Annotated in this window: 13 protein-coding genes; 4 read left to right on the top strand and 9 right to left on the bottom strand. The window is 69.4% G+C overall.

The genetic code is table 11. The features are described from left to right. Nucleotides 1–14 precede the first annotated feature (14 nt). Nucleotides 15–1100: a YeiH family protein gene (locus MFF30_RS11540; protein ID WP_238279543.1), complete on the bottom strand. Its 1086-nt coding sequence runs from the start codon at nt 1098–1100 to the stop codon at nt 15–17. Nucleotides 1101–1234: 134 nt separating this feature from the next. Here MFF30_RS11540 and MFF30_RS11535 point away from each other — a divergent pair, with 134 nt between their 5' ends. After that, on the top strand, nt 1235–1477 hold the full coding sequence (locus tag MFF30_RS11535; protein ID WP_238279541.1) for a hypothetical protein: 243 nt from the start codon (nt 1235–1237) through the stop codon (nt 1475–1477). Nucleotides 1478–1530: 53 nt separating this feature from the next. On the opposite strand, the gene sorB is transcribed toward MFF30_RS11535, so the two are convergent. From sorB to MFF30_RS11495, 8 genes are all read right to left on the bottom strand, one after another. Continuing rightward, nucleotides 1531–1857 carry a SorB family sulfite dehydrogenase c-type cytochrome subunit gene (gene sorB / locus MFF30_RS11530; RefSeq protein WP_238279540.1) on the bottom strand — a complete coding sequence of 109 codons (327 nt, stop codon included), beginning with the start codon at nt 1855–1857 and terminating at the stop codon, nt 1531–1533. A gap of 11 nt (nt 1858–1868) precedes the next feature. Beyond that, complete coding sequence (gene sorA / locus MFF30_RS11525; RefSeq protein WP_238279539.1) at nt 1869–3083, bottom strand: SorA family sulfite dehydrogenase catalytic subunit; 1215 nt, start codon at nt 3081–3083, stop codon at nt 1869–1871. A 37-nt stretch (nt 3084–3120) separates the two neighbouring features. Further along, on the bottom strand, nt 3121–3849 hold the full coding sequence (locus MFF30_RS11520; protein ID WP_238279538.1) for a GntR family transcriptional regulator: 729 nt from the start codon (nt 3847–3849) through the stop codon (nt 3121–3123). Between the two features lie 161 nt (nt 3850–4010). Continuing rightward, nucleotides 4011–5000, bottom strand: coding sequence for an Ldh family oxidoreductase (locus MFF30_RS11515; protein ID WP_238279537.1), 990 nt, complete (start codon nt 4998–5000; stop codon nt 4011–4013). 5 nt (nt 5001–5005) lie between these two features. After that, nucleotides 5006–5977, bottom strand: coding sequence for a hydroxyacid dehydrogenase (locus MFF30_RS11510; protein ID WP_238279536.1), 972 nt, complete (start codon nt 5975–5977; stop codon nt 5006–5008). Nucleotides 5978–6011: 34 nt separating this feature from the next. Beyond that, nucleotides 6012–7370, bottom strand: a complete 1359-nt coding sequence (locus MFF30_RS11505) for a cation:dicarboxylate symporter family transporter (protein ID WP_238279535.1) — start codon at nt 7368–7370, stop codon at nt 6012–6014. Nucleotides 7371–7516: 146 nt separating this feature from the next. Then, nucleotides 7517–8779 carry a UxaA family hydrolase gene (locus MFF30_RS11500; protein ID WP_373320888.1) on the bottom strand — a complete coding sequence of 421 codons (1263 nt, stop codon included), beginning with the start codon at nt 8777–8779 and terminating at the stop codon, nt 7517–7519. Between the two features lie 25 nt (nt 8780–8804). Further along, nucleotides 8805–9122: a UxaA family hydrolase gene (locus tag MFF30_RS11495; RefSeq protein WP_238279534.1), complete on the bottom strand. Its 318-nt coding sequence runs from the start codon at nt 9120–9122 to the stop codon at nt 8805–8807. Nucleotides 9123–9403: 281 nt separating this feature from the next. Between MFF30_RS11495 and MFF30_RS11490 the strand changes: the two genes are divergently transcribed. The 3 genes from MFF30_RS11490 to MFF30_RS11480 form a co-directional block, all read left to right on the top strand. Then, nucleotides 9404–10147 (top strand): sulfite exporter TauE/SafE family protein, encoded by a 744-nt coding sequence (locus MFF30_RS11490; RefSeq protein WP_238279533.1) that lies wholly within the window; start codon nt 9404–9406, stop codon nt 10145–10147. Between the two features lie 170 nt (nt 10148–10317). After that, complete coding sequence (locus MFF30_RS11485; protein ID WP_238279532.1) at nt 10318–10785, top strand: hypothetical protein; 468 nt, start codon at nt 10318–10320, stop codon at nt 10783–10785. A gap of 98 nt (nt 10786–10883) precedes the next feature. Then, nucleotides 10884–12187 (top strand): phosphatase PAP2 family protein (locus tag MFF30_RS11480; protein ID WP_238279530.1); only part of this gene is annotated, 1304 nt, incomplete at its 3' end.

The raw sequence follows: 12187 nt of genomic DNA, 5'->3' as shown, positions 1-12187 counted from the left end.
CCGTCCGCCGGGACTCAGGTGATCCCCAAGGCCCAGATCAGCGACAGGCTGACGAGGAGGAGGACGACGAGCGAACCCGTCACCGCCAGGGTGACCCGGCCGCCGACCCGCGCCAGCACCCGCACGTCGACGCCGAGACCAAGGGCCGCCATCGACACCACGGTGAGGAGACCCGCCACCCGCGTCACCGGCTGGGAGGCCGCATCCGGGACGAGCCCGATCGAGCGCAGGGTCGCCAGCGCCAGGAAGCCGAGGATGAACCAGGGCACGATCTTGAAGAAGCCGAGGCGCCCCGGTCGGCCCTTGGCCGAGCCGCCCTCCGCCGGCAGGTATGGCGCGATGAACGAGAACGCCACCACGACGGGTCCGAGCATCAGGACACGCACGAGCTTGACCAGGGTGCCGACCTGGGTCGCCAGGATGCCGACCGGCACTGTGGCGGCGAGCACCTGCGGCACCGCGTAGACGGTGAGGCCCGCCAGGGTGCCGTACTGATGCTCGGACAGGCCGACGAGGGGGACGAACAGCGGCAGGCCCAGCACCATCAGCACGCCGAGCACCGCCGTGAAGGCGATGGCGGCCACCACGTCCTTGCTGTCGGCCCCGATCACCGGTGCCACCGCGGCGATGGCCGAGTTGCCGCAGATGGCGTTGCCACAGGCCACCAGAATCGCCATCCGGGGCGGCAGGCCCAGCAGCCGGCAGATGGCGTAGCTGGCCACGATCGCCAGCACCACCGTGGCGACGATGCCGACGAGGAGGCTCGTGCCGGAGGCGACGATGGCGCCGAGGCTGATCGAGGCACCGAGCAGGGTGACGGCGAGTTCGAGCACCTGCTTGGCCGAGAACGCGATCCCGGCCCGGAAGCGCTCACCGGGGCTCCACAGGGTGCGAAGTGCGATCCCCAGCAGGATCGCGATGACCAGCGCCTCGACATAGGGGTGTCCCGTGGCGCGCTCCTCCAGGGCCTGCACGGCGATGGCCACCACCGTGACCGCAAGGCAGACGAGGATGCCGGGCAGGAGCGAGCCGATCCGGCCGCTCGCGACCCTTGGCTTATCCGCTTCGGCGGCGGTGGTGGAAATGCTCTTGACGCTCATGCGGACGTCCCATGCGCCGATCGGAAGGAACTTCTCTTACGGACATAACCGCGAGAATAAAACTCTCTCTCGGCCTGAATCTTCGCAAGTCCCGTCCATTGATCGCGGGCGGCCGAAGCGCGACATTCACCTCCATGAGCAAGCGTTCCGACAGCCCCGCGATGGCCTACGATCCCTTCGGCGAGCCCGTCGAGATCGGCTGCCAGAGCCCAGTCCAGGCGGGCGACCGCAGGGCACGCAGCGTGGCCGTGACCGGCTTCTGGCTGGTGGCTACGATTTTGACGGCGAGCCGGATCTACTTTGCCGATGAGCCGGTCGCGCAAATGGTCGCGAATGCTCATGCGCAGGTTGCCGCTTTCATCACCGCCATCCTGTAAGGGCCTTCCGGCAAGTTCGGCGCCGTCTGAGGCGGCGCTCATTCTTCCAGTGTCTAGTACGCCGCCGCGAGGTAATCCGCGATGGCCTTGCCATCCGCCTCGCTGACCGGCGCATGGTAAACTTTGCGCATTTTCGTCACTTCGCTGGCCCAGAAGTCCGCGCCTTTGCCCGGCGGCTGCATCGCGATGTAGTCCACCGAATGGCAGCTCTGACAGTTCGCCTCGGCCGCCGCGAGGCCGACTTCGTGATCTGGCGCCGGGCGCAGTTGCGCGGTCGGCTCCGGCAGCTCGTAGCTCTGAGGCGCGGCAGCGGCCGGGAGAATCGGCAGCAGGCCGACGACGGCCAGCGCCACCGCAAAAGGACGCACACGCACGGTCATCCTGTCTCTCCTCATGCCGCTCGGACCCGAACGGTCTCGACGACGTTGCGCATGTAGCCCGGGGGATTCCAGCGCGGCTCCATTGGCTGGGTCGCGCCGTCGTTGCCCGTCGCCCGGACCCGGAGGACGTGCGCACCGGCGGGCAGGTCGACCGACAGGGTCCAGGGCCGGAACGAATAGCGCCCGAGATCGGGGCCGAGGCTCGCATCGATCCAGCTTCGTCCGTCATCGGAGGAGACCGCCACCGCCCGGATGCCTGAGCCGCCGTCGAAGGCAATGCCGCGCAACGCCGTCCGGCCAGCCCGGATCGCGGCCCCGTCGGCGAGGTTGGTGAGGAAGGACCGGATGGTGAAGCGGTTGATGGGCACGGTGGCCTTGGGCGCCTGGCCGGGTTCGACGCAGGCGCAGGAATTGTCCGGGATGCGGTAGGCCGACTTCATCCAGAAGCCCTCGTAGAGCTTGTCCGTCACCGTGATCGCGTTGAGGTGCTTGACCCAGTAGGTGCCGTAGAAGCCCGGCACCACGAGGCGCAAGGGATAGCCGTTGAGCCAGGGCAGGTCCTGCCCGTTCATAGCCCAGGCCAGCATCACCTCACCGTCGCGGGCATGGTCGATGGCGAGCGCCTTGGCGAAGTCCGGGGTTTCCAGGAGGACCGGACCGTCGAGGCCCTCGAAGACGACCTGAACCGCCCCAGCCTTCACCCCCGCCCGATCGAGCAAGGCCTTGAGGGGCACACCGGTCCAGTGGGCATTGCCCATGGCCCCGTTGGCGAGCTGGCCGCCGGCGACCCGGGGCTCGACGAAGCCGCGCGAATTGCCCGAGCACTGGTTGACCGCCACAATCTCGGTGGCCGGCATCGCCTTCAGATCGGCCAGCGTCAGGGCGAGGGGCCCGTCGACATGCCCCGACACCGTCAGGCGGAAAGCCTCGGGATCGATCACGGTCGGGATGTCGGCCAGGTGGTAGCGGACGAAGAAGGCGTCGTTCGGCGTGATCACCCCCTCGTCGAACACCGCGAACGGCGTTTCCAACTGCGGCGGCCGCGCCGTCATCTGGAGGAGCGGGCGCTTGCCCGGATAGGCGACAAGCGGGCGCTCGCCGTTGCCGAAGGGGAGGGTGACGGCCTCGCCGGCCCAGGCCGGGAAGGGCGCAAGGGCCGCGCCGGAGGCCGCGATCAGGCCGGCACCGGCCTGCCGCAACAGGGTTCTTCGATCGGTCTCGGTCATCCTGAAATCTCCCTCCGGCTTGAAGGCGTCCGCGCGGTCAGCGCAGGACGGAGGCGTAGTGGATGTCCTCGGTGAGGCAGGTCGAGAGACGCCACTCCACCGGCCGGTCCTCGAGGTCGACGGCGACGCGGTCGACCTCGAGGACCGGAATACCCGGTGCATGGCCGAGGAAGGCCGCCTTGTCGGCGGGCAGCGCGATCGCCTTCAGGCGCTCGTGTGCGGTGGCGATCGTGATACCGAATCGGGTCGCGTAGAGGCTGTAGAGCGTGTTCGGAAGCTCCATCGCGGCAAGGCCCGGGAACAGGTTCGCCGGGACGGCGATGGTCTCGACGAGGCAGACCCGCCCGTCGAGGGCGCGCACCCGCTCCAGGCGCACCACCCGCGCGTTGCGGATGAGGGCGAGGCGATCACGCTCGTCGAGGGTGGCGGCGGCCTCCGCGATCGCGAGGACGCGGCTCGTCGGGATGCCAGCGACCGCTCCGTCGGGGCGCAGCTTGAAGAAGCGGAAGACGCTCTGCTTGTCGTCGTGCTCGGCCACGAAGGTGCCGCGCCCCTGGCGGCGCACCAACAGGCTGTCGGCGGTCAGCGCGTCGAGGGCCTTGCGGACGGTGCCCTGGCTGACGCCGAGTTCGGCCGCCAGCACGCCCTCGCTCGGCAGGATCTGGCCCGGCTGCCAGACCGCGTCGGCGAGGCGCCGCAGCAGCGTGTCGTAGACCTGCCGATAGAGCGGCCGGAAACCCACCGCATTCCCACCTGTGCGTTCCATGTCGGTGCGCCGCTGCTCTCCGGGCGTGGGAGGAGGAAAGGAGAGGTTTCCCAGCACGGTGTCCCGATCATCGATAAGGCCGTGCTTGGCTCCGGGCAATCGGTCGATCCGCAGGGCCGGCGGCCGGGGGCGGGTTCCGTTCGGAAGGGCGGTCCGCATTGTCAGAGCGCCGCGATCTCGGCCACGAGGGCGTCCGGGACGCTGAGACCCTCCGCCTCAGCCTTGGCCCGGAGGGCGAGGCGGCGCGCACCGGGCAGGCGGGCCCCGTCCTGTTCCTCGATGGATCCGGCGAGGTCCGCGAACCTGGCCAGTGCCCCGGGGCCGAAGGCATCCGCCGCGAGGGCGATGACGAGTTGCCCCGTCCCCGGCGGATCGCCCTGCGCGTCGAGGAACGAGCTCGCTTCGCCGGCGAAGCGCCCGCCGGTCAGGCCGGCGGCGAGGAGTTCCACCATCAGGGCCAGCGCGGTACCCTTGGCGTCGCCGAGCGGCACCATGGTGCCCTTGAGGGCCGCGCCCGCATCGGTGGTCGGCTGCCCGGCGGCGTCGAGGGCCCAACCGTCGGGGATGGCTTCGCCGCGTTGGCGAGCGGCCATGATCGCGCCGCGCGCCACCTTCGAGAGGGACAGGTCGACCACGATGGGTGCGCGGCCGGGCAGGGGGCAGGCGAAGGCGAGAGGGTTCGTGCCGAACACCGCCCGCGAGCCGCCCCAGGGCGCCATGGCGGCGGGGGTGTTGGCCAGCAGGATCGCCACCAGTCCGGCCTCCGCCAGGGCCTCGACCGGGCGTCCGGCCGCGCCGCAATGGTGCGAGCGCCGGATGCCGGCCGCCGCGACGCCCTGCTCTCGGACGAGGGCCGGAAGCTGCTCCACCACCGCGTCAAGGGCCGGATAGGCAAAGCCGTGGGCGGCGTCGACAGCCAGCAGCCCGGGCCGGGGCCGGCTCACCGCGACGGCGGCGTCGCCCACCACCTTGCCGGCCCGGACCTGGGCCGCATAGGAGGCCACCCGCGAGAGCCCGTGACCCTTGAGCCCGTCGGCCTCGGCCCCGACCAGGGCGCGGGCGACGCTTTCGGCGGCCGGCGCGCGCGTTCCGCAACGGACCAGGGCCTCGCTGACGAGGGCGTGGGCGGCGGCGAGGCTCAGGGTGGTCATGGGGTTCAGCCCTCGGAGAGGTGGCGGCGCACGGCCTGGGCCGTAACGCGGGACACGCGCACGTTCGATTCCTGGGTCACCCCGGCGATGTGCGGCGTCAGAACAAGGTTAGGCAGGTCGCGGTAGGCCGCGCCAGCAGCGGCGTCGAGGGGTTCCTGCGGGAAGACGTCGAGGGCGGCGCCGCCGAGATGCCCGGCGCGCAAGGCCTCGGCCACGGCTGCGCCATCGACCACCTCGCCCCGCGCAGCGTTGATCAGCACCGCCCCGGCCGGCATCCGCGCGATGGCGCCCGCGTCGATCATCCCCTTCGTCTCGTCCGTCAGCGGTACGTGCAGGGAAAGGACGTCGCTGCCGGCGATGAGTGTCGCGAGGTCGGCGCGATCGACCGGACCGCACTCCAGCCGCCAGGCCGGGTCGTCGGCCGGCAGGAAGGGGTCGTGAGCCGAGACCCGCATCCCGAGGGCGAGGGCGCGCCGCGCGGTCTCGCGGGCGATGGCGCCGAACCCGACGAGACCGAGGCGTTTGCCCGAGATCTCCCGGCCCATCAGCGCGTTGCGCGGCCAGGTCCCGGCCGCCACGGCGGCTGTAGCGCCGTAGGCCCCGCGCAGGAGCAGCATCGCGGTGCCGATGACGTACTCGGCCACCGCGACGTCGTTAGCGCCAGTGGCGGGGTAGACGGCGATGCCGCGGGCGCGGCAGGCCGCGAGGTCGATGTTGTCGAGACCGACGCCGAGGCGCCCGACCGCCTTGAGGTCGGGGGCGGCGGCCAGGAGCGCCGCGTTCACCTGGGTGCGGTTGCGGACCACGAGGGCGTCCGCGTCGGCCAGCGCCGCTCGCAGGTCCGCCGGCCGGTCGACCAGGGCCGGGTCATAGAGCGTCGTGAAGCCGCCGAGCTCGGCCGCGATGGCGGCCTCGTCCATGAATTCGGCGATCACCACTTTCGGGTGACGGCCCTGCGGGGCAGGGGATGTCGGCATGGCCCTGGGCCTCCGGTTCGAGGGATGCGATTCGTCAGGTAGCCGGGATCACCGCGGGCATCGCCCGGTGGCGGGCCTGACTCGCGGGGGCGGGGTCATCGATCGCCTCATCCGGCTCATCGAGGCTGTCGAGGTCGGGCTGGATGCGCCCATCGAGGACGGCGCGGGCATGGGCGAGGTCGATCTTGCCCTCCCAGCGGGCGATCACCAGGGTCGCCACCATGTTGCCGATGGCGTTGGTGATGCAGCGCAGCTCGTTCAGGATGCGGTCGACGCCGATGATGAGCGCGATGCCGGCAACTGGCAGCAACTGGGATGCCTGGAGCGTCGCGGCGAGCACGAACAGGATGGCGCCCGCGACCCCCGCGACTCCCTTCGAGGTAACGAGCGCGATGGCCAGGATCCCGAGTTCCTGCTCCCAGGTGAGCGGGATGTTGAGCGCCTGGGCGATGAAACCGATCGCCATGGTGAGGTAGATGCACGACCCGTCCATGTTGAAGGACAGGCCCGCCGGCATGACCAGGCCGGTGACGCCCTTCTCGACCGAGAGCCCCCCGAGCTTGGCCATCAGGCGAGGCAGAACAGATTCCGTGCTGGTGGTGCCGAGCAGGATGAACATCTCTTCGCGGACGTAGAGGAACAGCTTCCACAGGCTCAGGCCCACGTAGAACCGCATCACGCCGCCGAGGAACAGCACGATGAACACGAAAAAGGTCAGGTAGAGGGACAGGATCAGCATCCCGTACTGGGCCAGGATGCCGAGCCCGAACTTGCCGATGGTGAAGGCCATGGCGCCGAAGGCACCGATCGGGGCAAAGCGCATGATGATGCCCACGACCTTCATCAGGATATCGCCGAAGGCATGGATCACCTTGAGGGGGAACTGCCCCTTCGGCCCCATTGCGGCGAGCCCCATTCCGACCAGTACGGAAAAGAACATCACCTGCAGGAGGTCGCCCTTGGCGAAGGCGTCGACGGCGCTGTGCGGGATGATGTTGGCGATGATCTCCATCACGCTCTGGGCGTGAGCCTTGCCGGCGATCGCCGAGACGCTCTTGGCATCCAGGCTCTCGATGGTGGCGTTGATGCCGTCGCCCGGCCGCAGCAGGTTGACGAAGAGGAGGCCGGCGCCCAGCGCCACCGTGGTCGAGACCTCGAAATACACCAGCGTCTTCAGGCCCATGCGGCCGACGCTCTTCATGTCGCCCACATGGGCGATGCCGACCACCACCGTGCAGAAGATCACCGGTCCGACGACCATCTTGATCAGGTTGATGAACATGTCGCCGAGGATCTTCAGGCCGACGGCGAAATCCGGAAACAGCACGCCCACGACGATGCCGAGGGCGATGCCGATCAGGACCTGCCCGTAGATCGATCGCAAGAATCGCATTGGCGCGAATCGCATTGGCGTTCCTCCCACGCGCGCTTCGAACGGGATGCGCCGCTGCGCGGTCTGGATCCCTTCGCGAAAACCCCGATGGCGTCGGGGTGGGGACGCCGCGTTCCGTCACGGAACGCGGCGGAATTGGCCGCCGGTCAGGCGCTCCGGTACAGCTTCGTCATCACGAACTCGCGGTGGCCGAGGGATTCGGCGGCCGTGAGCCGGCCGTTCGCGGTCCGCACCACCATATCGATCAGGGCGTCGCCGGCCTGCGGGATCGTCATCTCGCGGGTGAGCACGCCCGAGACATCGACGTCGATGTGCTCGCCCATGGTCCGCACCGTGCGCGGGTTGCCGGTGATCTTGATCACCGGGACGATCGGGTTACCGATGACGTTGCCCTGGCCGGTGGGGAAGGTGTGGACCACGTAGCCCGCCGCCGCCATCAGGGTCACGCACTCGGCCGCCGCCGACGAGGTGTCCATGTAGTACAGGCCCGGTCCCTTGGCGGGGGCCTCGGCCGGCTGCAGCGCGTCGATGAACCGGCAGTCGTGGCCGATCTTCTCGAGGTTGCCCAGGGCCTTCTCCTCGATGGTGCTCAGACCGCCGAGGATGTTGCCCTTGGTCGGCTGGGAATCCGAGAGGTCGTCGGTCTTGTGCGCCTCGATGACGTCGTCCTGGTAGGACTTCCACATGGCGAACCACTTGTCGCCGATCTCGGGCGTCGCCGCGCGCTCGCGGCAGAGGTGCTCGGCGCCGGTGATCTCCGAGGTCTCGCCAAACACGCCGTAGATCCCCTGGGGGATCAGCTTGTCGTAGAGGTTACCCACGGTGGGGCAGGAGGACAGGCCGGTGGTGGTGTCGGACTCGCCGCACTTCGTCGAGATCCAAAGGTCCGAGATCGGGCATTCCTCGCGGGAGAGCTCGGTCGCCCACTGCACGAAGCGCTTGGCCTGGTAGCTGGCTTTGGCGATGGTGGCGATGTCGCCGTGCCCCTCGATGCCGAACCCGACCACGGGCTTGCCGGTCTTGGCGATGCCCTCCACGATCCGGTTCGTCCACTGGTCCTCGATGCCGATCACCACCACGGCCGCGACGTTCGGGTTGGAGCCAATGCCGATCAGGGTGCGGAAGTGGAGCTCGAGATCCTCGCCGAACTGCAGCCGGCCGTAGGCGTGGGGCAGGGCCATCGTGCCCTTCACGGTGTTGGCGACCGCCTCACAGGAGGCGTTCGAGAGATCGTCCAGGGGCAGGAGGACGACGTGGTTGCGCACGCCGACGCGGCCGTTCTCGCGGCGCCAGCCCATAAAGGTGGCGGCCTTTGTGTCCACGGAGGCGCGGCTGGAGCCAAGAGCCGCGGTGGCGAACTGATCGGGGGCTCCGCCGACGAAGGGGGAGGCGGTCTCGGGGGCGTTCATGATGGTTTCTCCGGGCATCGCGACCTCACCAGCGCTTCGTCTTGAGGTTCTGCACGTGGACATGCTCGCCCTTGGCGACGTCCTGGATGATCTTGCCGATGTCCTGACCGTACTTGATGGCCGTATCGCCCGCCTTCAGGTCTGCGAGCGCCACCTTGTGACCGATCGGGATGTCGTGGCGCACATGCACCGCGAAGGTCGTATCGTTCTCGGTGACGACGCCGAAGGCGTCGGTATCGGCGCTCAGGCCCTCGATGACGGCGACGGCGACGTTGTCCAGCGGGCTGTGGGCGAGAAGGTGCGGCTTCGTCCGCCCCCCACCCGATCCGGCGTGGCTGCTCATTCCGGGATCCTCCTTGGTGAAGCCGTCGGCTCTTTGCGGCGACTGAGTCTTATATAAGATATCAGAATTTTCGGCGTCAACCGGGATTACGCGACGGACGTTCAGCGAAGCGGCAAGCGTAGGCTTAACACGTCAGTGCGGAGCCGAGGATGCTTGGTTCTCAAGTCCCTCCGCCTTCATCCCTTGATCGGTCATGAATCTTATATAAGACAAGGACGTCCGGGCATCGCACCCCGGCGCGGCTCGAACCGTTCCCGAGTCCCCGGAGACCAGGACGCCCCGTGAACGAGACTCTCCAGATCGTCCTGTGCCTGAGCTGCGCCGGTCTCATCTCGGGCCTGACGGGCTTTGCCTTCGCGCTGGTGGCCTCCGGCACCTTGCTGTCGATCCGGGCGCCCATCGAGGCGACGGCACTGGTTCTCACATGCAGTATCCTCTCGCAGGTCCTCTCCGTGATGCGCCTGCGGACTCTGCCGCCGCGGGCCACCGCCCTGGCGATGATCGGCCCCGGCCTGCTCGGCGCGCCGATCGGGATCTACCTCCTCAAGGACCTCAACCCGGAGGTGGTGAAGGTGATGATCGGGGTGTTCCTGATCCTTTACAGCGCATTGGTCGCGCTGCTGCGTAGCGACTACCGGGTGTCTTTCGGCAACGCCTGGAGCGACGGCGCCGTCGGCTTCCTCGGCGGTATCCTGGGGGGCATCGCGGGCCTGTCGGGCGCGCTGCCCACCGCCTGGAGCCTGGTACGTGGCTGGGAGCCGCGCATGCAGCGGGCGGTCTACCAGAGCTTCACCCTGGTCCTGCAGGTCTGGTCTCTGGCGATCCTGGCGGTGTTCAACCCGTTCCCACCCGAGCTGATGGGCGACCTCGCCCTCGGGCTCCCCATCGTGCTGGTCAGCGTGCTCGTCGGATTGTCGCTGTTCGCCAAGATCGACCAGCGCCGATTCCGCTCCCTCGTCCTGGCGCTGCTGGCCGCCATCGGCCTGACCACGACCGCCCTTGCGCTCCCCGGCCTGCTGCACTGAGGCACCGGAACCTCCGGTCTCGGGTCCAAATGGCGATGAAACCGGTGTCGGACCGGAGGGGCCGGGGCGCGGCCGGTTTCGTGGCGATGCGTGCCCGCTACCGCCGCGCCGGCCTTCTCGCGTAGGATCGGCCGGTCCCGAGGGGAGGCAGACGCGTGCGGCGACGCCTGATGAAGTTCCTCCACACGATGGGGGCGACCGGATTGATGGGCGCGATGGCGGCCCTCGTGGTCATGCTCGGCGTGGCACCGCCCCCAAGTGCCCTCGGCGGTTACGCCGCAGCGCGGGGCGCTATGGGCGCGGTCGCCACTTGGATCGTGCTGCCGAGCCTCGCGCTGACGCTGGTCTCCGGCCTCCTCGCCATGACCCTGAATCGCGGCCTCCTCCAGGCGGGATGGGCCTGGCTGAAGCTCGCCACCGGGGTGCTGATGTTCGAGGGCGTGCTCGTCTACGTGCAGGGTCCGATGCGCCAGGAGGCAGAGCAGAGCGCCCTGGCGCTGGCGGGGCGCGTCGATCCCGCGACCCTCGCGGAGACCCTCGGGGCGGAGCGCAACACGCTCTGGGTGCTGCTCGCGGTGGCGACCGCCAACGTCGTCCTGGGGATCTGGCGGCCGCGGCTCCTGCGCCTGCCCCGATAAGCAAGCCCGGAACCCGGTTGGCATCCAGCTTCGGCCCGCGCTACCACGTGGCGATCACCGAAAGGCGCGCCATGCCCCGAGATGCGGAAAGGTCCGAGATGCCGAGAGTCTGGGCGCTCGCCCTCTGCCTGCTTGCCCCCGTTCAAGCTTCCGCGCAATCGGCCCCAAACCTCACCGGCCTGCGGGGCCTCGCCCCCGTGAGCGCGCTCGCCCGCAGCGCGGAGGGGCGGGCCGCCCTCGAGGCGAATCTCAGGGTCACGGGCGAGATCCAGTCCGGCTGGGGGCAGCCGGCCTTCCTGCTGTCGCTCGCCGAGCAGCGCCAGCTTGCCCTGCGCGACGCCTTCATCACGGACGGGAACGCGACGGAACTCGCCGACGGCCTCGGCAGCCGCCTCGGCGAACTCTATCAGGCCAAGGCCCGCTACACCGCCCACGACAGCTTTACGAACGTCGCGCAGTCCGTCGCCGACCTCATCGGCTACACCAACAACGTCGCCAAGTCCGACTCGAACGCCGGCAAGTATTTCTTCGCCAACGCGACCCGGGACGGCAAGACGCCGGTCTCGGCGGACGCCGCCGCCATCCTGACGGAGCGGGGCGGCACCCCCGACATCTTCGGCAAAGCCTACGAGCGGCCGGCGGGAACGCCGGGGTCCGACGTCTACGGCAACGCCCGCCCGTTCCAGACGCTGCCGCAGCTGTTCGCCTATCGGGGATACGACTATTTCGGCCGTCCCTCCCACAGCCTGGACTGGCTGCGGGGGCCGGGCCAGAGCCTGACCGACAGCCCCTCCTACCCGAGCGGCCACACCACCTACGGCTACACGGAATCCCTGATTCTCGCGATCTTGGTGCCGGAGCGTTACCAGCAGATGATCGCTCGGGCAGCCGAATACGGCAGCAACCGCATCGTCGTCGGGGCGCATTACGCGATGGACGTGCTGGGCGGCCGGGCGGTCGCCCTGCACGCGGTGGCGCACCTCCTCGCCAACGATCCCGCTTACGTGGGTCAGGTCCGGCGCAACCCGGCGGTGGTCAACGAGATGAGCCACGCCACCGATGCGGCCGTGGCCCTCGCGGATTACCCGGCGGCCCTGAAAGCCGCCCGCGCCGACCTGACGGCGTTCCTGCGGGAGGCGTGCGGCGAGACGGTCGCGGCCTGCGCGGCCGGCGACGGTGGTCGCTTCCGGGATCCGGCCGCCAACGCCGCCCTCTACGCGGCGACGCAGACCTACGGCCTGCCCGTCGTTCACCTCGAGCGCGCCGGTCAGGTCGCGGACGTGAACCAAGTGGCGCCCGAGGCCGGGCATCTCCTCACCGCCGCGTTCCCGACTCTGAGCCTGGAGGAGGCCAACGCGATCCTGACGGCGACGTTGGGCCCGGGCGGCGGCTTCCTCGACGA

Source organism: Methylobacterium goesingense (assembly GCF_022179225.1).
GTDB lineage: Bacteria > Pseudomonadota > Alphaproteobacteria > Rhizobiales > Beijerinckiaceae > Methylobacterium > Methylobacterium goesingense.
This window is presented reverse-complemented; position numbering and strand designations above follow the sequence as displayed.

Coding starts and splice junctions, on each gene's coding strand:
- MFF30_RS11510 (WP_238279536.1), bottom strand. CDS start 5,977: ATGCCGACATCCCCTGCCCCGCAGGGCCGTCACCCGAAAGTGGTGATC.
- MFF30_RS11500 (WP_373320888.1), bottom strand. CDS start 8,779: ATGAACGCCCCCGAGACCGCCTCCCCCTTCGTCGGCGGAGCCCCCGAT.
- sorA (WP_238279539.1), bottom strand. CDS start 3,083: ATGACCGAGACCGATCGAAGAACCCTGTTGCGGCAGGCCGGTGCCGGC.
- sorB (WP_238279540.1), bottom strand. CDS start 1,857: ATGACCGTGCGTGTGCGTCCTTTTGCGGTGGCGCTGGCCGTCGTCGGC.
- MFF30_RS11540 (WP_238279543.1), bottom strand. CDS start 1,100: ATGAGCGTCAAGAGCATTTCCACCACCGCCGCCGAAGCGGATAAGCCA.
- MFF30_RS11535 (WP_238279541.1), top strand. CDS start 1,235: ATGAGCAAGCGTTCCGACAGCCCCGCGATGGCCTACGATCCCTTCGGC.
- MFF30_RS11520 (WP_238279538.1), bottom strand. CDS start 3,849: ATGGAACGCACAGGTGGGAATGCGGTGGGTTTCCGGCCGCTCTATCGG.
- MFF30_RS11495 (WP_238279534.1), bottom strand. CDS start 9,122: ATGAGCAGCCACGCCGGATCGGGTGGGGGGCGGACGAAGCCGCACCTT.
- MFF30_RS11485 (WP_238279532.1), top strand. CDS start 10,318: ATGAAGTTCCTCCACACGATGGGGGCGACCGGATTGATGGGCGCGATG.
- MFF30_RS11515 (WP_238279537.1), bottom strand. CDS start 5,000: ATGACCACCCTGAGCCTCGCCGCCGCCCACGCCCTCGTCAGCGAGGCC.
- MFF30_RS11505 (WP_238279535.1), bottom strand. CDS start 7,370: ATGCGATTCTTGCGATCGATCTACGGGCAGGTCCTGATCGGCATCGCC.